Raw genomic sequence first — 19,446 nt, forward strand, 5'->3', positions numbered from 1 at the left:
TCCGCACCTCCGGGTGCGCTTCTGCGGAAGAGATTGCCTTGACGACGTCGAACGCCGCTTCCGGCCTGCCCGTCGGGCGTGGCCTGCTCTACCTGATCATCACCGGTGCCGCCTGGGGCACCGCGGGCGCCGCCGCCTCCCTGGTCTACCGGTCCAGTGACCTGGGCGCCTTCGGGCTGTCCTTCTGGCGCTGCGCGCTGGGCCTGGTCCTGCTGCTCGCCGGACGCGGGCTGCGCCCCTGGACCCGCCCGGCCGGCACCGAACCCCTGCCGCGCAGGGCCGGGAAGGTCCTCGCCACCGGCCTGGGCCTGGCGGTGTTCCAGACCGCCTACTTCGCCGCCGTGCGGTCGACCGGCCTGGCCGTGGCCACCGTCGTGACCCTCGGCGCGGGCCCCGTCCTCATCGCGCTCGGCGCCCGGCTGCTGCTCGGCGAACGGCTCGGCGCCGGCGGGGTGTTGGCCGTCGCCGGGGCGCTCGCCGGGCTGGCCGTGCTGACCTTCGGCGGCTCGGCGGCGACCGTACGGCCGGCGGGCGTGCTCCTGGCGCTCGTCTCCGCCGCGGGCTACGGCGCCATGACCCTGCTGACCCGCTGGTGGGGCAGGGGCGGCGGCGCCGACGCCTCCGACACCACCGTCGGGGCCTTCGCGGTGACCGGGCTGTGCCTGCTGCCGTTCGCCCTGCACGAGGGCCTGCTCCCGCACACCGCCCACCCGGCGCGGCTGCTGTGGCTCGTGCTCTACATCGCCGCCGTGCCCACGGCTCTCGCGTACGCCCTGTACTTCGCCGGGGCGGCCGTCGTACGGTCCGCCACCGTCTCCGTGATCATGCTGCTGGAGCCGGTGACCGCGGCCGTGCTCGCCGTCGTGCTGCTCGGCGAGCGGCTCACGGCGGCCACCGCGGCCGGCACCCTGCTGCTGCTCGGCGCGGTCGCGGGCCTCGCGGTGAGCGAGGCACGCGGGGGTGGCGGCCGGGAGTCGGTCCCGGTGTGACGCCCGCCGCGTCCGGGGGCTACAGGGCCTTCAGGTAGTCCGGCAGCTCGACGCCCGGCGCCAGGTCGGCGTTGGGCAGCGGCGCGTCGTAGCCCTTGCGGAGCGGGACGACGCCGGCCCAGTGCGGCAGGGCGAGGTCCTCCGGGTCGTCGCTCGCGCCGCCCGCGCGGACCTTGGCCGAGACCTCGTCCAGGTCCAGCCGGATCACCGCGGTGGCGGCCAGCTCCTTCTTGCTGGCGGGCCGGGAGTCGGCGGCCCGGCCCGGCACGACGTGGTCCACCAGCGCGTCCAGGGCCAGCCGCCGCTCCTCGGGGTCGGTGACCTGGCGCGCGATGCCGTGCACCACCACGGAGCGGTAGTTGATGGAGTGGTGGAAGGCGGAGCGGGCCAGCACCAGCCCGTCGACGTGGGTGACCGTCAGGCACACCGGCAGGCCCGGGTCCCTCTCGCCGGTCATCCGCAGCGGGCGGGAACCGGTGGATCCGTGCACGTACAGGCGCTCGCCGACCCGGCCGTACAGGGTCGGCAGCACCACCGGGGCGCCGTCGCGGACGAAGCCGAGGTGGCAGACGTACCCCTCGTCGAGTATCGCGTGCACCAGTTCCCTGTCGTACGACGCCCGGTCCGCTGAGCGCGTGGGCACGGTGCGCTCGGTCGGGGTGTAGGCGGCGGCCCGGTTCTCCTCGGTCGTCCCCTGCATGTCGGTCCCTCCATCGGCGAGCAACGGTGATCTGGCGGTCTGGCCATATCTATTGCACTAGTACATAATGTCTTTTGTGCTAGGAGAGTATCCCATCGAAGGGCGCGGCGCAGCCGAGATCGCGGCCAGCGTCGAGCGCGCGGTCGGCGCCGGTGCGCTGCAGCCGGGTCAACCCCTGCCTCCCATGCGGGAGTTGGCGACCCGGCTCGGCGTGAACCCGAACACCGTGGCGGCCGCCTACCGCACCCTGCGCGAGCGGGGGGTCATCGAGACGGCCGGCCGCCGGGGCAGCCGGGTCCGGCCCAAGCCGGCCACCACCGGCCGCGAGGAACTGCGCGTGGAGGTCCCCGCCGGGGGCCGCGACCTGTCGGCCGGAAACCCGGACCCGGCCCTGCTGCCCCGCCTCGCCCCGGCGCTCGCCGCGGCGGCTGAGGAGGGCGACCGGCGGCCCGTCCTCTACGGCGACGACCCGGTCGACCCGGAACTCGTCCGCACGGCCCGCGCCGAACTCGACGCCGACGGCGTCCCTGAGGGCCCGCTGACCGTGACGTCCGGCTCCCTCGACGCCATCGAGCGCGTCCTCGCCGCGCACCTCAGACCGGGCGACGCGGTCGCCGTCGAGGACCCCGGCTGGGGCAGCGTCCTCGACCTGGTCCCGGCGCTGGGCCTGCGCACGCTCCCGGTGGGCATGGACGACGACGGACCGCGTCCCGAGGACCTGCGCCGGGCCCTGGAGTCCGGGGCCCGCGCGCTCATCGTCACCGACCGTGCGCAGAACCCGACCGGGGCCTCGGTGACCGCCACGCGCGCGCGTGCCCTGCGTGCGATCCTGCGCGACCACCCGCGCACCCTGCTGATCGAGGACGACCACGGCCACGGCATCGTCGACCTCCCGCTGCACCCCCTCGCCGGCGTCACCCACCACTGGGCCGTGATCCGCTCCGCCTCCAAGGCCTACGGTCCCGACCTGCGGGTGGCCGTCGTCGCCGGCGACCCGGTCACCGTCGACCGGGTACGCGGCCGCCAGCGCCTCGGCCCGGGCTGGGTGAGCGTGCTGCTGCAGCGGGCCGTGGTCCGGCTGTGGACGCAGGGCGCGGTGGACCGGGCGGCGGTGGCGAAGGCGTACGGCGCCCGGCGGGACGCGCTGGTCGACGCGCTCACGGAACGCGGGGTCGTGGCCCACGGCCGCAGCGGCATGAACGTGTGGGTACCGGTCCCCGACGAGACCGGCGCGGTGGCCCGTCTGCTGCAGGCGGGCTGGGCGGTGGCACCGGGGGCCCGCTTCCGCGTCTCCTCTCCACCGGGCATCCGCATCACGATCTCGGCCCTCACGGAGCAGGACATCAGCCTGCTGGCGGACGCGGTGGCAGCAGCGGTACGGCCGTCACCGGCGCGCGTTTACGGATGACGGCACGTGAGAAGGGGCGCGGGGCTGTATTGATATGCGGCTCCGCCGCGTGGGCCCGAGCAACCACGGGCGACCTGCACTCGCCCACGAACCCCCAGCCCCTCCCGCTCAGGCGCTCTTCCGCCGGACCTGGGTGAGCGCGGCCCCCGCGAGAACGACAACCGCCCCCACCGGCGTCGTCCACCGCAACGACTCCCCGAGAATCGCGACGCCCGCCCCCGTGGCGATGACCGGAATGAAGTACGTGACCATCTGCGCGGTGGTCGGCCCGACCTCGGCGACCAGCCCGTACTGGATGAGAACCGCCACCCCCGTGCCCAGCGCCCCCAGCGCGGCGATCGCCAGCAGCGGAACGAGCGGGAAACGGGTGGGGAAGCTGGTGAACAACGGCGTCACAACGGCGAGTTGGAGCGCCGCGAGCAGCAGCTGCGCGCCCGTCATCGACAGATGCGAGTTCCCCGTCCCGGCCAGTGTCCGCCGGACGTAGATCCAGCCGACCGGGTAGCTCAGCGACGCCAGCAGAGCCATCGCCGTACCCGTGGCGTCCAGTCCGTGGAAGCCCTGCCACGCGCCCAGCACCGTCAGGACGCCCAGGAAGCCCAGCCCGAGCCCGGCCACGCGGACCCGGGTCGGCCGGTCCTCGGAGAGGGCGACCAGGGACAGGGCCATGCCCCACAGGGGAGAGGTGGCGTTGCAGATGCCGGCCAGGGTGGACGGGATCGTCAGCTCGGAGTACGCGAAGAGGGAGAACGGCAGGGCGTTCAGGAAGAACGCGGCGACGGCCATGCGGCCCCACAGCCGGGCCCCGCGCGGCAGCCTCTCCCGCTTGACGGCCATCGCCGCCGCCAGCACCGCCGTACCGAACACCAGACGCCCGAGCGTGACCTGGAAGGGCGCGTAGCCCTCGGTGCCCAGCTTGATCAGCAGGAAGCTGAAGCCCCAGATCAGCGACAGGGCGCCGAAGCGGAGTCGCCAGTCGAGGCGGGCGCGGGGGCGGGCGGGGGCGGGGGACTGGGTTCGGGGTGCGGTGACCGTGCTCATGGTCTCCACGATGCCGAAGGCAACCTCGTAGCACAATCGAGATTTCTCACGAGGTATCTCTTAGAATCACTTACATGTTGAACCTGGAGCGCCTGCGCACCCTCGACGCCCTCGCCCGGCACGGCTCGGTGAGCGCCGCCGCCGACGCGCTGCACGTCACCACGTCCGCCGTCTCCCAGCAACTGGGCAAGCTGGAGCGCGAGATCGGCCAGCGACTGCTCGCCAAGAACGGCCGCGGGGTACGGCTCACGGACGCCGGCCGCCTGCTGTCGGAGCACGCGGCCCGCATCCTGTCGCAGGTCGAACTCGCCGAGTCCGACCTCGAGGCCCACCGCGGGCAGGTCGTCGGCGAGCTCAGGCTGTCCGCGTTCCCGACCGCCGCCCGCGGGCTCTTCCCGGTCGCGCTCGGCGCGCTGCGGGCCGAGCATCCGGGGCTGCGGGTGCGCTCCAGCGAGCTGGAGCCGGAGGCGGGCGTCGCCGGTGTCGTCCGCGGCGATCTGGATCTCGCCGTGGTCCTGGACTGGTACAACAAGCCGATGCCCGTGCCCGACGGCCTGGTCAAGGCACCCCTGCTGGACGACCCGGCCGATGTCGCCATGCCGGCCGGGCACCGGCTCGCCGCGCGGGACGAGGTGGACCTCACCGAGTTCGCCGAGGACGAGTGGATCACCTGGGGCGAGGGCGAGTTCTGCCACGAGTGGCTGATGTTCACCCTGCGCTCCAAGGGCGTCGAGCCGATCGTCGGCCACCGCGCGGGCGAGACCCACACCCAGCTCGGCCTGGTCGCCGCGGGACTGGGCGTGTGCATCGCGCCGCTCCTGGGTCGGCACCCGGTCCCCGAGGGCGTGGTCCTCGTCCCGCTCAGGCAGCGGGTGCGCCGGCACGTCTACGTGGTCTGGCGCGCGGACGCCGACCGCCGCCCCTCGATCAGGGCGGCGGTGGACGCCCTGCGGACCGCCGCACAGGGGGTCGGCTGAGCCCTACGCCGGCCCCAGCTTGCGGAAGTCCCAGGAGACGATCTTGTCCGGGGTCAGCCGTGCCCACGCGTGGCGGCCGTCGTGCGGCATCTCGTCCAGGCCGAAGTTCTTCCGTGCGAACAGCGTCTCGGCCGTGTCGAGCTCGGCGCACAGCTCCCCGGTGCGCGGCACCTCGCCGACGAACTCCACCCGGCCGGACAGTTCGACCCCGCGCAACTGGTCGTACTCCTCGCCCGAGTCGACCACGACGGCCACCCGGGGATCGCGGCACAGCTGCGCCCAGCGCCTGCTGCGCACCACCGAGTACAGCCACAGCGAGGTGCCGTCCCAGGCGAACCACAACGCGCTGACATGCGGAGTGCCGTCCGCCGAGACGGTCGCGACCCGGCAGGTGCGCTGACTGGTGAGGAACTCGTCCAGCTCGCCGGGCGTCATCATGATCTTCCGGCCCCGGCGCTGCTGAATGACGGTCATGCGGCCCCCTCTTCTCCCACGTCGTGCCAGAGAACTATCGTGTGGTGGTGATCCTCTGACATCACGTCAGAAAAGAGAACAGGCTGTCCTCGTAAGTCCGCGTCAGTCCTCGTCAGTCCTCGTGCGGTTCCTCGAAGGGAGGCGTGCCATGCCGTCGCACGCACAGCTCGGCGAACTCCTCGACCCCGTGAGCACCGTCCTGCTCACCGTGGAGTGCCAGCAGGGGGTCGTCGGCCCGGACAGCGCCCTGCCCGAACTCGCCCGTGCGGCCCGGTCCTCCGGTGCGCTGCGCAATGTGGCCCGGCTGGTCGCCGCCGCCCACGAGACCGGTGTCCAGGTGGTCCACGCGATCGCCGAGCGCCGCCCGGACGGCCGGGGCGCGAGCCGCAACGCCCGGCTGTTCCGGGCCGCCGAACGGCTCCCCGTGCAGCAGCTGTCCGGCACCACCGCGGTCCGCGTCGCGCCCCCGATCGAGGTCACCGAGGAGGACATCGTCGTACGGCGGCTGCACGGCCTGTCCCCGATCCACGGCACCGACGTCGACGCCCTGCTGCGCAACCTCGGCTGCCGCACGCTGGTCGTCACCGGTGTCTCCGCCAACGTGGCGGTACCCAACGCGGTGTTCGACGCCGTCAACCTTGGCTACACCGCCGTCGTCCCGGCCGACGCCATCGCGGGGGTGCCCGCCGAGTACACCCCCGCGATGATCCGTCACACCCTCGCGCTGGTCGCCACGGTCTCGACCACCGACGAGGTGCTCGGCTGCCTCCAACGGCCGCGCGGGCGGGGGTGAGACGGCTCAGGCCAGCTTGATCTCGTCGCCGGACACGGCGATCTTCGCCGCGGGCAGCGGCTGGGTCGCGGGACCCTGCTTCACGCTGCCGTCCTCGGCGGAGAAGTGGCTGTTGTGGCACGGACAGACGATCACGCCGTTCGCCACGCTCCCCACGGCACACCCCTGGTGGGTGCACTTGGACGAGAACGCCTTGAACTGGCCCGCCGCCGGCTGGGTGACGACGACACCCTGGTCCTTGAAGACCTTGCCGCCGCCCTCGGGGATGTCGGAGGTCTTGGCGAGCGCGGTGCCGCCGGCCGAACCGCCGCTGTTCTGCGAGGATCCCGTGGAGCCGGTGCTCCCCGCCGACCCGCCGGAGCCGGTCGAGCCGGTCGAGCCGGAGGAACCGGACCCGGTGCCGGCCGTGTCCGACGAGTTGTCGCCCGAACCGCAGGCGGTCAGCGCGGCGGCGAGCCCCGCCGCTCCGGCCGCCGCCACGACGGTACGGCGGGCCGGTCCGGCATGGGGCTGGGGCGATGCGCTGGTCATGTGAGCTTCCCTTCCGCGGAGCTTCTCGTGATCCGTCCAGGGGTACGGCGCCCGGACGCGACCCGTTCAGACGGGCATGCAGATCCTTGCCGTCCGGGCATGAGACGCCCGTAAACCACAGCTGTCGATCCGCTGTCGGCACCGCCCGTGGCGCCGGCCGTCGCGTGCCGCGTGGGCCGCACCGCCGCGAACCTCCCGGCGGCCGGCGATCGCACGGTCGAGAACTCGGTAGCCTGGGGAAATGCTGCCAGAAGTCACCGCCACCCGTTACATCACGCCCCTGCGTGAAGGCGGCTCGCTGCCGGGGCTCGTGGAGGCCGACGACTTCGGGGCCTACGTCCTGAAGTTCACCGGCGCCGGACAGGGCCGCAAGACGCTGGTCGCCGAGGTGGTGTGCGGCGAACTCGCCCGCCGCCTCGGGTTCCGGATGCCCCGGCTGGTCACCGTCCGGCTCGACCCGGTCCTCGGCCTCGGCGAACCCGAACAGCAGGTGCAGGACCTGCTCAGGTCCAGCGGCGGCAGCAACCTCGGCATGGACTTCCTCTCCGGCGCCCTCGGCTTCGACCCGCTCGCCTTCCCGGTGAGCCCCGAGGAGGCCGGCCGGATCGTCTGGTTCGACGCGCTGGTCAACAACGTGGACCGGTCCTGGCGCAACCCCAACCTCCTGGTGCACCGCGGCGCGCTGTGGCTCATCGACCACGGCGCCACGATGATCTGGCACCACAACTGGCCCTCGGCCGACGCCTCCGCGGCCCGCCCCTACGACGCCTCCGACCACGCCCTCGCCCGCTTCGCCCCGGACGTCGCCGGCGCCGCGGCCGACCTGGCGCCCCGGGTCACCGAGGACCTGCTCGCCGAGGTCACCGCCGAGGTCCCGGACGCCTGGCTCACCGAGGAGCCGGGCTTCGACACCCCCGACGACCTGCGCCGGGCCTACGCCGGGCCGCTGCTCGCGCGGGCGAAGGGCGTCCACGAACGCATCACCGGTATCGAGGGGACCAAGTGAGCGAGACCCACATCCACATGGCCGGCCATGTCACCGAACGGCACATCACCCGGGCGGGGCAGGGCGGGGACCGGGACGTGTTCGAGTACGCGCTGCTCAGGGTCGTACCGCGGGTGGAGCGCGGGGAGTGCGTCAACGCGGGCGTCGTCGTCTACAGCCGTGCCAGGGCCTACGTCGGCGCCCGTACCCATCTGGACGAGGCCCGGCTGCTCGCGCTGGACCCGGAGGCGGACGTGGCCGGGATCCGGGCCGCGCTCGGTGCGATCGAGCGGCACTGCGCGGGCGGCGAGGAGGCCGGGCAGGCGGCGGGGGACGACGCCGGGCGCCGCTTCCGCTGGCTGATCGCACCCCGCTCCACGATCGTGCAGCCCGGCCCCGTGCACACCGGTCTGACCGCCGACCCGGCGGCCGAGACCGAGCGGTTGCTGGACCTCTTGGTGAGGTAATGGATCACACGCACCCGGTGTGCCGTTGACACCGGGTGCCAGGGCTTCTAGCGTCACCTCTGCTGAAGGTACTAAGCGGTCGCTCACCGCATGAGGGGCTCACTGCCAAGGGCCCCGACAGGTTCTCTCAAGGGCGAGGAGAAGCAGCAATGTCCACCACTGAACAGCGGGTCGCGGTAGTCACCGGCGCGGCGCGCGGCATCGGCGCCGCCACCGCCGTACGGCTGGCCGCCGAGGGCCGTGCCGTCGCCGTGATCGACCTCGACGAGGCCGCCTGCAAGGACACCGTCGAGAAGATCACCGCCGCCGGCGGCAAGGCCATCGCGGTCGGCGCCGACGTCTCCGACGAGGCGCAGGTCGAGGCGGCCGTCGCCCGGATCGTCGAGGAGCTGGGCGCCCCGACGATCCTCGTCAACAACGCGGGCGTCCTGCGCGACAACCTGCTGTTCAAGATGAGCGTCTCCGACTGGGACACCGTCCTGAACGTTCACCTGCGCGGCTCGTTCCTGATGACCAAGGCCGTCCAGAAGCACATGGTCGACGCGGGCTTCGGCCGGGTGGTCAACCTGTCCTCCTCCTCGGCGCTCGGCAACCGCGGCCAGGCCAACTACTCCGCCGCCAAGGCGGGCCTGCAGGGCTTCACCAAGACCCTCGCCATCGAGCTGGGCAAGTTCGGCATCACCGCCAACGCGGTCGCCCCCGGCTTCATCGCCACCGAGATGACCAAGGCCACCGCCGACCGCGTCGGCATGGGCTTCGAGGACTTCAAGAAGGCCGCCGCGACCCAGATCCCGGTGCAGCGCGTCGGCGAGCCCGAGGACATCGCCAACGCCATCGCCTTCTTCACCGGCGAAGCGGCCGGCTTCGTCTCCGGCCAGGTGCTGTACGTCGCCGGCGGACCGCTCAACTAAGGGATACGGGTACATGACTTCCGCTGAACTGCCCGAGCTGTCGGGCAAGGTCGCCCTCGTCACGGGCGCCAGCCGCGGCATCGGCTACGGCGTCGCCGAGGCGCTCGTCGCCCGTGGCGACCGCGTGTGCATCACCGGCCGCAACGAGGACGCGCTGAAGGAGGCCGTCGAGAAGCTCGGCTCGGACCGGGTCATCGGCGTCGCCGGCAAGGCGCACGACCTGGCCCACCAGGCCGAGGCCGTCGAGCGCACCATGGAGGCCTTCGGGCGCCTCGACTTCCTGGTCAACAACGCGGGCACCAACCCGGTCTTCGGCCCGATCGCCGACCTCGACCTGGACGTCGCCCGCAAGGTCTTCGAGACCAACGTGATCTCCGCGCTCGGCTTCGCCCAGAAGTCCTGGCACGCCTGGCAGAAGGACAACGGCGGCGCGATCGTCAACATCGCCTCGGTCGCGGGCCTCGCGCCCTCGCCGTTCATCGGCGCCTACGGCGTCAGCAAGGCCGCGATGATCAACCTGACCCAGCAGCTGGCGCACGAGTTCGCGCCGAAGGTGCGGGTCAACGCGATCGCCCCGGCCGTGGTCAAGACCAAGTTCGCGCAGGCCCTGTACGAGAACCGGGAGGAGGAGGCGGCCGCCGCCTACCCCCTCGGCCGGCTCGGCGTGCCCTCCGACATCGGCGGCGCCGCCGCGTTCCTCACCTCCACCCAGTCCGACTGGATCACCGGCCAGACGCTCGTCGTGGACGGCGGCATCTTCCTCAACGCCGGCGTGGGCTGAGCCACCTTCCGGGCGCCGATTTTCGGACGGATCGGCGCCCGGAAGGCCCCATGGATTCCGCACAGCGGACTGACAACGTCGTCATCGCGAAATCGATCAAGAAGCCTCGTTTCCGGGGAGGTTCAGGGCTGCGAACGCTGCGGTATGGTCTGCCGACCCTTGGTATGGCAGATCGAGGAGCGTGCGCGTGTTCAACCGGAACCGATTCCTGCGGAGAGTCGCGGCGATCGCGTCCATATCCCTGGTGGCCGGCTGCAGCCTGCTGTCCGACGGCGGCGGCGACAGCAAGGGCCCGATCGTCGTCGGCACCACCAGCGCGCCCAGCACGCTGGACCCCGCCGGAGCCTACGACGGCTCCTGGGAGCTGTACCGCAACATCTTCCAGACACTGCTCGCCTACCCCAGCGGTGCCACCACCCCCCAGCCCGACGCCGCCCAGAGCTGCTCCTTCACCGACTCCTCGAGCCGCACCTACCGCTGCACCCTGCGCTCGGGCCTGAAGTTCGCCGACGGCAACGCCCTGAACGCCCAGGCCGTCAAGCACTCCATCGACCGCATCCGCACCATCAACGCCCCCGGCGGCCCCGCCCCGCTGCTCGGCAGCCTGGACCGGGTGCAGGCGCTCGGCGACCGCGAGATCGTCTTCCACCTCAACCAGCCCGACGCCACCTTCCCGTTCGTGCTGGCCACGCCCGCGATGTCGATCGTCGACCCGGACGACTACCCCGCGCGCTCCCTGCGCAAGGACAACAGTGTCTACGGCTCCGGGCCGTACAAGCTCCAGTCCTACGACGAGGACAAGCAGGCCGTCCTCGTCGCCAACGGCAGCTACCAGGGCTTCGCCAAGCGGCAGAACGACGCCGTGACCATCCGCTACTTCCAGGACTCGGCCCAGATGGTCAAGGCCCTGCGGGACAAGCAGATCGACGTCACCTACCGCGGTCTCGCCGCCGACGACATCCTCGCCCTCCAGCAGCACGCCGACAGCAACCTCCAGCTGGTCGACGGCTCCGGCATCGACATCAGCTACCTGGTGTTCAACCCCAAGGATCCCTGGGCCAAGGAGCCGGCCGTCCGCAAGGCCGTCGCCCAGATCGTCGACCGGGGCGCCATCGCCCACAAGGTCTACAAGGACACCGTCGACCCGCTGTACTCGATGGTCCCCAAGGGCCTGACCGGGCACAGCACCGGCTTCTTCGACGACTACGGCGACCCGAGCGTGACCAAGGCCCGCAAGATCCTCTCCGACGCGGGCATCCACCAGCGCGTCCCGCTCACCCTCTGGTACACCACCGACCGGTACGGCTCCGAGACGGGGCTGATGTTCCAGGAGCTGAAGCGGCAGCTGGAGGCGTCCGGCCTGTTCTCGATCACGCTCAAGAGCCGCCCCTGGAAGACCTATGTGGTCGGCTACCAGAACGGCGAGTACCCGGTGTTCGGCCGCGGCTGGTTCCCCGACTTCCCCGACGCGGACAACTTCATCGCCCCGTTCGTCGGCGATCACAACGCCCTCGGCACCCCCTACCCGTCCAAGGAGATCACCGACAAGCTGCTGCCGCACTCCCGTGCCGAGAGCGACCGCGCCCAGACGGTCAAGGACATGGAGGCGGCCCAGCAGATCCTGGTGAACGACGCCCGGCTGATCCCGCTGTGGCAGGGCCGGCAGTTCATCGCCGCCAGCGAGGACATCTCCGGCGGCGAACAGTCCCTCGACCCGTCGACGATCATGATGATGTGGGCACTGCACCGCAAGACCAGCTGGTGAACCGGCCTTCCTGTGCCGGTTGTCAGTGGTCGCCTGTAGGTTCTGGACCTGGAAGTGACCACAGGCCGTAGTTGATCGACATCGTGAGGACGTTGACGTGACCGACATCGCCATGCTGCCCGAGTCCTGGCGCGGGGTTCTGGGCGACGAGCTGCAGCAGCCCTACTTCAAGGAGCTGACCGAGTTCGTCGAGGAGGAGCGGGCGAAGGGTCCCGTCTACCCGCCGCGCGAGCAGGTCTTCGCCGCGCTGGAGGCGACGCCGTACGAGCAGGTCAAGGTCCTCGTCCTCGGCCAGGACCCGTACCACGGCGAGGGCCAGGGCCATGGCCTGTGCTTCTCGGTCCGTCCCGGCGTGAAGACCCCGCCCTCCCTGCGCAACATCTACAAGGAGATGCAGGAGGAGCTGGGCCTGCCCGTCCCCGACAACGGCTACCTCATGCCGTGGGCCCGGCAGGGTGTGCTGCTGCTCAACGCGGTCCTCACGGTCCGCGCCGGCGAGGCCAACTCGCACAAGGGCAAGGGCTGGGAGAAGTTCACCGACGCGGTGATCCGCGCGGTGGCCTCCCGCCCGGACCCGGCGGTCTTCGTGCTGTGGGGCAACTACGCCCAGAAGAAGTTGCCACTGATCGACGACAAGCGGCACGTGGTGGTCAAGGGCGCGCACCCCTCCCCCCTGTCCGCGAAGAAGTTCTTCGGCTCCCGCCCCTTCACCCAGATCAACGAGGCGATCGCCGCGCAGGGGCACGAGCCGATCGACTGGCGGATCCCGAACCTGGGGTGAGCGCCCCGAAGGGGCGCGGGGCTGCGTCGACATGCGGCTCCGCCGCGTGGGCGCGACCAGCCACGACGAGCCCGCAGCCGGGCCACCGGCCCAAGCCACAACGGCGCCGCCTGCCGAGGATTCCAGACGGCGCCGTTTAACGTCAGCACCACCACATCGGTCGAAAGCCCGGAGGGCCCCGTGGCGGAGCAACAGGAGCAGGCGGCACCCGATGCCCTGCTGACGCGGATCGGGCAGGTCGTGATGCTGCACCACGGCGGCGACCGCGAGGAGGCCCGCAGCCGCTTCCTGAACCTGTGGGCGGAGATCTGCGAGGACGGCGACCCGCTGCACCGCTGCACCCTGGCCCACTATCTGGCCGACACCCAGGAGGACCCGGAGGACGAACTCGCCTGGGACCTCAGGGCGTTGTCGGCGGCGGAGGAGCGGGGCGCTCCGCTGAGTGTGCGGGGGTTGTTCCCCTCGCTCCACCTCAATCTCGCCGCCGACTACGTGAAGCTGGGCCGGGACGAGGCGGCCCGGAGCCATTTGCACCGGGCACGCGAGTTCGCTGCCGCGCTGGCCGACGACGGGTACGGCGACGGGGTGTGGGCGGCCATCGACCGGATGGAGCTGCGGCTGGGGGAGGGCGCCTAGGCGTATGCCGGGCTGTGCCGTCTTGCGGGTGCGGCTTCGTCGTGGCTCGTCGCGCGCACGCGGCAGAGCCGCAAATCGACACGGCTCCGCGCCCCTTTCGGGCGCGTTTCAGTGGCCGTACGTCTGTTCGCAGATCTTCGCCTCCGTGCTGTCGTCGCGCCAGCCGCCGTACCGCTTGCCCAGGGCGCAGACGTTCGGGGCCTTGGGTGCCGTGTTCGGGAGATCCGGGGTGGTGGGATGCGGCTGCCGGGGGTGCTCGCGGTGACGCGGGGGAGCCGGCGGCGCGGCCGGCGGACGGTGCACGGCCGGCGGTACCTCGGCCGGGTGCCGCGGGGCCGCCGGAGGCCGGTGCTGCGGATGCCGGGACGGGCCCGTCATCTCCAGGGCCTCCTGGGCCGGTGCCTGCACCGCGCGGGGTTCGGTGCTGCCGTCCGGCCGGGGTGCCGTCGGGAGCGAGGGGGCCGTGTCCCTCGGCGGCGCGGGTGTCGCGGGGCGCGGTACCGTCACACAGCCGGTGAGGGCCGAGACGGCCACGGTGACCAGGAGCGCTGCGGTCGTCGTCGTTCGATGCACCTGGTCAACTCTGCTGGCTCGGCGCCCGGGTTGGGGTCAGGGAGCCGAGGTCGATGCCCCCGCACGGGTGATCTCGTGCCCCGTACGGGGGGTTTCCGCGTGCCGGGGCTGACGCTCAGTCGCCGGTGGCGCCGTCGATCCGCTCGCGGATCAGGTCGGCGTGGCCGTTGTGCCGGGCGTACTCCTCGATCATGTGGGTGTAGATCCAGCGCAGGCTGAACGGCTCGTCACGGAACCGGCTCTTTCCCCGGGACAGGTCGTCGAGCTCGAAGCCGGCCGCGTTGCGCCGGGCCGTCTCGATCTCCGCCTGCCAGGTCGCGTGGGCCTCCTGCCAGGTGTCGGCCTCGGTGAGGTGGAACTCGCCGTCCCGGTCCTCCTCCGTGTAGTAGATCGGGCCGGGGTCGTCGCCCACCAGCACCTTGCGGAACCAGCCCCGTTCCACCTCCGCCATGTGCCGCACCAGGCCCATGAGGGACAGCTCGGAGGGCGGCACGGACGGGGTCCGCAACTGCTCGTCGGTCAGTCCCTCGCACTTCCACGCCAGGGTCTGGCGGTGATACTCCAGCCAGCCCTCCAGCATGGCGCGTTCACCGGCGGTCTGGTCGGGCTCTCGGCGTTCGGTCGTCATGCCCGTATCGTCACCCGAGATCACGGCCCTCCACCAGGGGTTTTCACCGGCCCAGCAGCCCCGCGAGCAGTTCCCGCAGGCCGGTGCGGATCTCCTCCAGGCCCGGTTGCTCGGCGCCGAACGAGCCCGCCGCGCAGGAGAACATCAGCCCGTCCGCCCAGGCGACCAGGGACAGCGCGTGCCGGGCCGGGTCGGGCGAGCCGACCGCGGTGAGCATCGCGGCCAGCTGTTCCTTGAACACGGCACCGGTCCGGTCGTAGAAGGCCCGCAGCTCGGGGCGGCGCGTAGCCTCCAGCGCGAGTTCGTAGCGGGCGATCAGCAGGGCGCGGCCCTGGGTCAGGGAGCGGTGCACGGCCAGGGCCAGACCGTCGGCCAGCGCGTCCGCTCCGCCGCTCGGATCCGGCAGTTCCGCCACGTCCAGCACCCGGGCCTCGCGCTCGGCGTGCCGTCGTACCGCCAGCTCCAGCAGGGCCTGCCGGGTGCGCGCCACGTTCGACGTCGAGCCCAGCGGCAGTCCGGCCGTCTCGTCCACCGCCCGGTGCGTCAGCCCGCGCATCCCGCGCTCGGCGAGCAGGGCGAGGGCGGCGTCGGCGACGAGATCGGCACGGGAGGCGCCGGGGGTGCGTACGGACATGAGGCGACCCTATCTGTCTCACTACGGCTGTAGTAGAGTCCCACTCACTACAGATGTAGTCACAGATGTAGTCACACGGGCACTCGGAACGGGGAATCGGGAGGAGCCATGGCTCGGTCGGGACGCGCGATCGTCATCGGCGGCGGCATCGGAGGTCTGGCCGCGGCGGCGGCCCTGCACCGCGGGGGCTGGGACGTGACGGTGCTGGAGCGGGCGCGCTCCCTGGAACCCGTCGGCGCGGCCATCTCCCTGGCCCCGAACGCCCTCAGCGCCCTGGACGTGCTCGGCGTCGGCGCGGAGATCCGTGATCTGGCGGCCTGGCAGGGGGACGGCGGACTGCGCGCCCCCGGCGGGCGGTGGCTGTCCCGGACCAGCGCCGAGGCGGCCGCCGCCCGCTTCGGCGGCCCCCTGGTCCTGCTGCCCCGCGCCACCCTGGTCGATCGGCTCGCCGCCCTGCTCCCGCCCGGTGCCGTCCGCACCGCGGCCGCCGCGTCCCTCGCCGATCCCGGCGACCACCGGCGGCCCGCCCGGGTGAGCATCGGCGACGACGAACTGGCGGCCGAACTGGTGGTCGGCGCGGACGGCATCGACTCCCGTGTGCGCGGTGCCCTCTTCCCGGCTCACCCCGGCCCGGTGTACGCGGGATTCACCACCTGGCGGGTGCTGATCGAGGTGCCCGGCGTGACGTTCGCCTCGCACGAGACCTGGGGCCGGGGCCGCATCTGGGGCACCCATCCGCTCAAGGACGGCCGCGTCTACGCCTACGCGGCGGCCGTGACCCCGGCCGGCGGACGAGCACCCGACGACGAGAAGGCCGAACTCCTGCGCCTGTTCGGCGACTGGCACGACCCCATTCCCGCCGTGCTCGCCGCCGCCCGACCCGAGGACGTGCTCCGGCACGACGTCCACCACATCGTCACGCCCCTGCCGGCCTTCCACTCCGGCCGGGTGGCCCTGCTCGGCGACGCCGCCCACGCCATGCCGCCGACCCTCGGCCAGGGCGGCAACCAGGCCGTCGAGGACGCCGTCGTGCTCGCCCACCACTGCGACGACCTCGCCGCCTACACCGCCGCCCGGCTGCCGCGCACCACCGCGATCGCCCGCCGGGCCGTCCGGGTCGCCCGCGTGAACATGGCCGGCAACCCCGCCGCCGTCGCCGTACGCAACACGTTGGTCGCGGCACTGTCGAAGGCCGGACCGGCGCTCCTCCTGCGCGGCTTCGACGACATCGCCGGCTGGCGGCCCCCGTATGCTGCCGAAGAGGCAACCAAGCGGTAGGGGAGAGGCACGTGAAGGTCGGCTGCATCGGGCTCGGGGACATCGCGCAGAAGGCGTACCTGCCGGTGCTGGCCGTGCAGCCGGGCATCGACCTCCACCTCCAGACCAGGACGCCCGCCACCCTCGACCGGGTCGCGGACAGCCTGCACCTGCCGGCCGGCCGGCGGCACACCACGCTCGACTCCCTGCTGGGCGCCGGTCTCGACGCGGCCTTCGTGCACGCGCCGACCGCCGTCCACCCCGAGATCGTCACCCGGCTGCTCCAGGCGGGCGTACCGACGTACGTGGACAAGCCGCTCGCCTACGAACTCGCCGACTCCGAGCGGCTGGTGGCCCTCGCCGAGGAGCGCGGGGTCTCCCTGTTCGTCGGCTTCAACCGGCGGTACGCACCCGGATACGCCCAGTGCCTGGAGCACCCCCGCGAGCTGATCCTCATGCAGAAGAACCGGATCGGACTGCCCGAGGAACCGCGTCCGATGATCCTGGACGACTTCATCCACGTCGTCGACACCCTGCGGTTCCTGGTGCCGGGCCCGGTGGACGACGTCACGGTCCGCGCCCGCGTCGAGGCCGGGCTGCTGCACCATGTGGTGCTCCAGCTCGGCGGGGACGGTTTCACGGCGCTCGGCGTGATGAACCGGCTCAGCGGCTCCGCCGAGGAGATCCTGGAGGTCTCCGGGCAGGACACCAAGCGGCAGGTGGTCAACCTCGCCGAGGTGATCGACCACAAGGGCCAGCCGACCGTGCGCCGGCGCGGCGATTGGGTGCCGGTGGCCCGGCAGCGCGGCATCGAGCAGGCGGTCCTCGCCTTCCTCGACGCCGTGCGCGCCGGGAAGGTGCTCAGCGCCCGGGACGCGCTGGCGACCCATGAGCTGTGCGAGCGGGTGGTACGAGCGGTTCGGGACCGCCCCGGCGCAGCCTGACCGCCCGCATCCCCTCGGTGGCGCACCACACGGCCAGCACCAGCAGCGCGCCGTGCACCGGCCAGTCGCCGTAGCGGACGTACGGCGTGATGCCGTGCGCGAGCGGTACGTCGTACACGCGGGCACCGCTCGTGCCGGTGCCGAGCCACGGGCCGAGCCGCTGGCCGCCGGGGCCGTACACGGCCGAGACGCCGGTGAGGGTCGCGTGCACCATCGGGCGGCCGGTCTCGGCGGCCCGCAGCGCGGCCAGCGAGGCGTGCTGCTCCGGGGCCCAGCTGTCCTGGAAGGTGGAGGTGGCGGACTGGCCGAGCAGGACATCGGCGCCGTCCTGGGCCAGATGCCGGCTCATGTCGGGGAACGCGGTCTCGAAGCAGATCAGCGGGCCGATCCGCAGCCCGTGCCCGACGTTCATGACGACCTGCTCGGTGCCCCGCCTGCGGTCCTCGGCGGCCGCCTTGCCGACCGAGGTCGCCCAGCCGAGGAGCGAGCGGGCCGGTATGTACTCGCCGAAGGGCACGAGCCGCATCTTGTCGTACCGCTCGCCGGTCGGGCCGTCCGGACCGATCAGCACCGAACTCTTGTAGATGCCGGGCCGGTCGGAGCGGCGGGCGTCCACGTTCACCAGCACGTCGGCCCCGGTCTCGCGGGACAGGGCGGCGATCCGCCGGGCCAGGTCGGGCCGGTCGTCCAGGTCGTACCCGACGCTGGACTCGCCCCACACGACCAGGTCGACGTCCTGCCCGGCGAGCCGCCGGGTCAGCTGCTCCTCACGGTCGAACCGCTTCCCGGCGCTGTCGTGCCCGTCCATGATCCCGGGCTGTACGACGGCGATCCGCACCCGCCCGTCGACGCCCGGGTGCGGTGCCCAGGCCCACGCGGCGCAGGTCGCGGCGGCCGTGGCGACCAGCGAGGCCACGGCCGGGACGCGGGCCTCGCGCACGGACACCAGCACGGCCGCCGCCACGTTGACGGCCACCACCAGAAAGCTCAGCAGCCACACTCCGCCGACCGAGGCCAGCCGCAGCGCCGGCGACACCTGCCACTGGCTGGCGCCCAGCACGCCCCACGGCCCGCCCAGCCCCTGCCAGGACCGCACCAGCTCCACCATCAGCCAGCAGGACGGCAGCACCAGCAGCGCGGCGGCGCACCGCCCGGGCGTCGGCTGCTCGCCCAGGAAACGGCGCACCAGCCAGCCCCAGGGCGCCCAGAGCACGCCCAGCAGGACGGCTATCAGGAAGATGAACACGTTCAGGCTCGGCAGCAGCCAGTGGTGCACGGCCAGCAGGAAGCCGAAGCCGCCGCTCCAGCCGTCGTACGCCGCTCGGCGCCCGCTCGGGGCCGAGCGGGCCAGCAGGATCCAGGGGACCAGGGCGACGTAGGCGAACCACCACAGCGCAGGCGCGGGGAACGCGAGCACGGGAAGGGCGCCGGCCAGTGCGGCGATGCCGGAGCGCCGCCAGGGGGAGGTGAGCCAGTGGTCGATCGTCCTCATGTGGGCCCTCCCTACCCTGCGCTTCTTCCAGTGTGCGCGTCTGGAGCGATCTAGGACAGGGGGCCTGGAACCGGTGCGCCTCAGAGCTCGGGTGCCGGCGGCCATGCGGCGTCCGCGGCTCGTCGTCCGTTGGTCGCGCGGTTCCCCGCGCCCCTCACGGGGTCGCAGTCCCCGTGGCCGGCAGGCGGCGCCATTTCTCGTCGACGGTCACCTCGCGCAGGCGCCAGCCCTCCGGGGTGCGCAGCAACCCGAAGTCATACCGGCCGCCGCACACCAGGTCCGGCGCCGTCGGGGTGCCGTTGGCCGCGAAGCGCATCGGGTTGAGGTAGTCGGCCCGTACCGAGGCGGTGTCGCCGGTGTCGTGCTCCAGGAGGCCGAAGCGGACCTGGCGGTTGACGATCAGGTGCTGGCGCATGGCGAACAGGGCCAGGTTCTCGGCGAGCCACGCGGCGATCTGCCCGGCGTCGCCCTCGATGCCGCCGGCCGATCGGTAGTCGGCCCGTCCGTCCGCCGTGAACAGCATCCGGTACGCGGGCCAGTCGCCGTCGTCCACCGCCACCGCGTACGCGGTGATCAACTCGTCCACGGCCAGCCGGTCCATCACGGTCGCGAGCTCAGCGCGCTGGGTCATCGGCACAGTGTTGGGCATGGCGGGCGCTGAGCCAAGAGGCGCGCCGGG

General features: G+C 72.5%; 22 protein-coding genes. 13 read left to right on the forward strand and 9 right to left on the reverse strand.

Annotation, left to right across the window (positions count from 1 at the left end):
• Nucleotides 1-38 precede the first annotated feature (38 nt).
• A complete protein-coding gene (locus ABB07_RS32550) occupies nucleotides 39-989 on the forward strand; it encodes a DMT family transporter (protein ID WP_208902063.1) in 951 nt (316 codons plus the stop codon).
• Between the two features lie 19 nt (nucleotides 990-1,008).
• Here the strand turns inward: ABB07_RS32550 and ABB07_RS32555 are convergent, their stop codons facing one another.
• Nucleotides 1,009-1,689 (reverse strand): pyridoxamine 5'-phosphate oxidase family protein, encoded by a 681-nt coding sequence (locus tag ABB07_RS32555; protein ID WP_208902064.1) that lies wholly within the window; start codon nucleotides 1,687-1,689, stop codon nucleotides 1,009-1,011.
• Nucleotides 1,690-1,765: 76 nt separating this feature from the next.
• Here ABB07_RS32555 and ABB07_RS32560 point away from each other — a divergent pair, with 76 nt between their 5' ends.
• Nucleotides 1,766-3,097 (forward strand): aminotransferase class I/II-fold pyridoxal phosphate-dependent enzyme, encoded by a 1,332-nt coding sequence (locus tag ABB07_RS32560; protein ID WP_208902065.1) that lies wholly within the window; start codon nucleotides 1,766-1,768, stop codon nucleotides 3,095-3,097.
• A gap of 108 nt (nucleotides 3,098-3,205) precedes the next feature.
• Here the strand turns inward: ABB07_RS32560 and ABB07_RS32565 are convergent, their stop codons facing one another.
• On the reverse strand, nucleotides 3,206-4,138 hold the full coding sequence (locus ABB07_RS32565; protein ID WP_208902066.1) for a DMT family transporter: 933 nt from the start codon (nucleotides 4,136-4,138) through the stop codon (nucleotides 3,206-3,208).
• Between the two features lie 74 nt (nucleotides 4,139-4,212).
• Between ABB07_RS32565 and ABB07_RS32570 the strand changes: the two genes are divergently transcribed.
• On the forward strand, nucleotides 4,213-5,115 hold the full coding sequence (locus ABB07_RS32570; protein WP_208902067.1) for a LysR family transcriptional regulator: 903 nt from the start codon (nucleotides 4,213-4,215) through the stop codon (nucleotides 5,113-5,115).
• A gap of 3 nt (nucleotides 5,116-5,118) precedes the next feature.
• Here ABB07_RS32570 and ABB07_RS32575 read toward each other — a convergent pair whose 3' ends face one another.
• Complete coding sequence (locus ABB07_RS32575; protein WP_208902068.1) at nucleotides 5,119-5,589, reverse strand: pyridoxamine 5'-phosphate oxidase family protein; 471 nt, start codon at nucleotides 5,587-5,589, stop codon at nucleotides 5,119-5,121.
• A gap of 148 nt (nucleotides 5,590-5,737) precedes the next feature.
• Here ABB07_RS32575 and ABB07_RS32580 point away from each other — a divergent pair, with 148 nt between their 5' ends.
• The gene (locus tag ABB07_RS32580; protein ID WP_208902069.1) at nucleotides 5,738-6,382 is read left to right on the forward strand and encodes a cysteine hydrolase family protein; all 645 of its coding nucleotides are present in this window, start codon (nucleotides 5,738-5,740) and stop codon (nucleotides 6,380-6,382) included.
• A 6-nt stretch (nucleotides 6,383-6,388) separates the two neighbouring features.
• Here ABB07_RS32580 and ABB07_RS32585 read toward each other — a convergent pair whose 3' ends face one another.
• Nucleotides 6,389-6,913 (reverse strand): Rieske (2Fe-2S) protein, encoded by a 525-nt coding sequence (locus ABB07_RS32585; RefSeq protein ID WP_208902070.1) that lies wholly within the window; start codon nucleotides 6,911-6,913, stop codon nucleotides 6,389-6,391.
• 241 nt (nucleotides 6,914-7,154) lie between these two features.
• Between ABB07_RS32585 and ABB07_RS32590 the strand changes: the two genes are divergently transcribed.
• The 7 genes from ABB07_RS32590 to ABB07_RS32620 all read left to right on the forward strand — a co-directional run bounded on the left by ABB07_RS32590 (nucleotide 7,155) and on the right by ABB07_RS32620 (nucleotide 13,239).
• Entirely contained in the window at nucleotides 7,155-7,919 is a 765-nt protein-coding gene (locus ABB07_RS32590) for a HipA family kinase (protein WP_208902071.1), read from the forward strand.
• On the forward strand, nucleotides 7,916-8,365 hold the full coding sequence (locus tag ABB07_RS32595; protein ID WP_208902072.1) for a DUF3037 domain-containing protein: 450 nt from the start codon (nucleotides 7,916-7,918) through the stop codon (nucleotides 8,363-8,365). Before ABB07_RS32590 ends, ABB07_RS32595 begins: the two co-directional genes overlap by 4 nt.
• A 149-nt stretch (nucleotides 8,366-8,514) precedes the next feature.
• The gene (gene fabG / locus ABB07_RS32600; protein WP_208902073.1) at nucleotides 8,515-9,276 is read left to right on the forward strand and encodes a 3-oxoacyl-ACP reductase FabG; all 762 of its coding nucleotides are present in this window, start codon (nucleotides 8,515-8,517) and stop codon (nucleotides 9,274-9,276) included.
• Between the two features lie 13 nt (nucleotides 9,277-9,289).
• Nucleotides 9,290-10,057, forward strand: coding sequence for an SDR family oxidoreductase (locus ABB07_RS32605; RefSeq protein WP_208902074.1), 768 nt, complete (start codon nucleotides 9,290-9,292; stop codon nucleotides 10,055-10,057).
• 187 nt (nucleotides 10,058-10,244) lie between these two features.
• Nucleotides 10,245-11,822, forward strand: a complete 1,578-nt coding sequence (locus ABB07_RS32610; RefSeq protein ID WP_208902075.1) for an ABC transporter substrate-binding protein — start codon at nucleotides 10,245-10,247, stop codon at nucleotides 11,820-11,822.
• 97 nt (nucleotides 11,823-11,919) lie between these two features.
• Complete coding sequence (locus ABB07_RS32615) at nucleotides 11,920-12,603, forward strand: uracil-DNA glycosylase (protein ID WP_208902076.1); 684 nt, start codon at nucleotides 11,920-11,922, stop codon at nucleotides 12,601-12,603.
• A gap of 180 nt (nucleotides 12,604-12,783) precedes the next feature.
• Entirely contained in the window at nucleotides 12,784-13,239 is a 456-nt protein-coding gene (locus ABB07_RS32620; RefSeq protein WP_208902077.1) for a hypothetical protein, read from the forward strand.
• A 108-nt stretch (nucleotides 13,240-13,347) separates the two neighbouring features.
• Here the strand turns inward: ABB07_RS32620 and ABB07_RS32625 are convergent, their stop codons facing one another.
• From ABB07_RS32625 to ABB07_RS32635, 3 genes are all read right to left on the reverse strand, one after another.
• Nucleotides 13,348-13,812, reverse strand: a complete 465-nt coding sequence (locus ABB07_RS32625; protein ID WP_208902078.1) for a hypothetical protein — start codon at nucleotides 13,810-13,812, stop codon at nucleotides 13,348-13,350.
• A gap of 115 nt (nucleotides 13,813-13,927) precedes the next feature.
• On the reverse strand, nucleotides 13,928-14,440 hold the full coding sequence (locus ABB07_RS32630; protein ID WP_208902079.1) for a DinB family protein: 513 nt from the start codon (nucleotides 14,438-14,440) through the stop codon (nucleotides 13,928-13,930).
• A 43-nt stretch (nucleotides 14,441-14,483) separates the two neighbouring features.
• On the reverse strand, nucleotides 14,484-15,074 hold the full coding sequence (locus ABB07_RS32635) for a TetR/AcrR family transcriptional regulator (protein WP_208902080.1): 591 nt from the start codon (nucleotides 15,072-15,074) through the stop codon (nucleotides 14,484-14,486).
• Between the two features lie 108 nt (nucleotides 15,075-15,182).
• Here ABB07_RS32635 and ABB07_RS32640 point away from each other — a divergent pair, with 108 nt between their 5' ends.
• Nucleotides 15,183-16,352 carry an FAD-dependent monooxygenase gene (locus ABB07_RS32640; protein WP_208902081.1) on the forward strand — a complete coding sequence of 390 codons (1,170 nt, stop codon included), beginning with the start codon at nucleotides 15,183-15,185 and terminating at the stop codon, nucleotides 16,350-16,352.
• Between the two features lie 11 nt (nucleotides 16,353-16,363).
• Entirely contained in the window at nucleotides 16,364-17,275 is a 912-nt protein-coding gene (locus tag ABB07_RS32645) for a Gfo/Idh/MocA family protein (RefSeq protein WP_208902082.1), read from the forward strand.
• Here ABB07_RS32645 and lnt read toward each other — a convergent pair.
• Together lnt and ABB07_RS32655 are read right to left on the reverse strand one after the other, a co-directional pair.
• Nucleotides 17,193-18,767 (reverse strand): apolipoprotein N-acyltransferase, encoded by a 1,575-nt coding sequence (lnt, locus tag ABB07_RS32650; protein WP_208902083.1) that lies wholly within the window; start codon nucleotides 18,765-18,767, stop codon nucleotides 17,193-17,195. The genes ABB07_RS32645 and lnt overlap by 83 nt on opposite strands.
• Before the next feature lie 154 nt (nucleotides 18,768-18,921).
• Nucleotides 18,922-19,398, reverse strand: a complete 477-nt coding sequence (locus ABB07_RS32655; protein WP_208902084.1) for a nuclear transport factor 2 family protein — start codon at nucleotides 19,396-19,398, stop codon at nucleotides 18,922-18,924.
• Nucleotides 19,399-19,446: the final 48 nt, after the last annotated feature.

This window comes from Streptomyces incarnatus (assembly GCF_001027185.1).
Classification (GTDB): Bacteria; Actinomycetota; Actinomycetes; order Streptomycetales; family Streptomycetaceae; genus Streptomyces; species Streptomyces puniciscabiei.

What these genes read in the sequence shown, in the direction of transcription:
- ABB07_RS32555 (WP_208902064.1), bottom strand. Translation starts at nt 1,689, where the DNA reads ATGCAGGGGACGACCGAGGAGAACCGGGCCGCCGCCTACACCCCGACC.
- ABB07_RS32565 (WP_208902066.1), bottom strand. Translation starts at nt 4,138, where the DNA reads ATGAGCACGGTCACCGCACCCCGAACCCAGTCCCCCGCCCCCGCCCGC.
- ABB07_RS32570 (WP_208902067.1), top strand. Translation starts at nt 4,213, where the DNA reads ATGTTGAACCTGGAGCGCCTGCGCACCCTCGACGCCCTCGCCCGGCAC.
- ABB07_RS32575 (WP_208902068.1), bottom strand. Translation starts at nt 5,589, where the DNA reads ATGACCGTCATTCAGCAGCGCCGGGGCCGGAAGATCATGATGACGCCC.
- ABB07_RS32580 (WP_208902069.1), top strand. Translation starts at nt 5,738, where the DNA reads ATGCCGTCGCACGCACAGCTCGGCGAACTCCTCGACCCCGTGAGCACC.
- ABB07_RS32585 (WP_208902070.1), bottom strand. Translation starts at nt 6,913, where the DNA reads ATGACCAGCGCATCGCCCCAGCCCCATGCCGGACCGGCCCGCCGTACC.
- ABB07_RS32590 (WP_208902071.1), top strand. Translation starts at nt 7,155, where the DNA reads ATGCTGCCAGAAGTCACCGCCACCCGTTACATCACGCCCCTGCGTGAA.
- fabG (WP_208902073.1), top strand. Translation starts at nt 8,515, where the DNA reads ATGTCCACCACTGAACAGCGGGTCGCGGTAGTCACCGGCGCGGCGCGC.
- ABB07_RS32605 (WP_208902074.1), top strand. Translation starts at nt 9,290, where the DNA reads ATGACTTCCGCTGAACTGCCCGAGCTGTCGGGCAAGGTCGCCCTCGTC.
- ABB07_RS32630 (WP_208902079.1), bottom strand. Translation starts at nt 14,440, where the DNA reads ATGACGACCGAACGCCGAGAGCCCGACCAGACCGCCGGTGAACGCGCC.
- ABB07_RS32635 (WP_208902080.1), bottom strand. Translation starts at nt 15,074, where the DNA reads ATGTCCGTACGCACCCCCGGCGCCTCCCGTGCCGATCTCGTCGCCGAC.
- ABB07_RS32640 (WP_208902081.1), top strand. Translation starts at nt 15,183, where the DNA reads ATGGCTCGGTCGGGACGCGCGATCGTCATCGGCGGCGGCATCGGAGGT.
- lnt (WP_208902083.1), bottom strand. Translation starts at nt 18,767, where the DNA reads ATGAGGACGATCGACCACTGGCTCACCTCCCCCTGGCGGCGCTCCGGC.
- ABB07_RS32655 (WP_208902084.1), bottom strand. Translation starts at nt 19,398, where the DNA reads ATGACCCAGCGCGCTGAGCTCGCGACCGTGATGGACCGGCTGGCCGTG.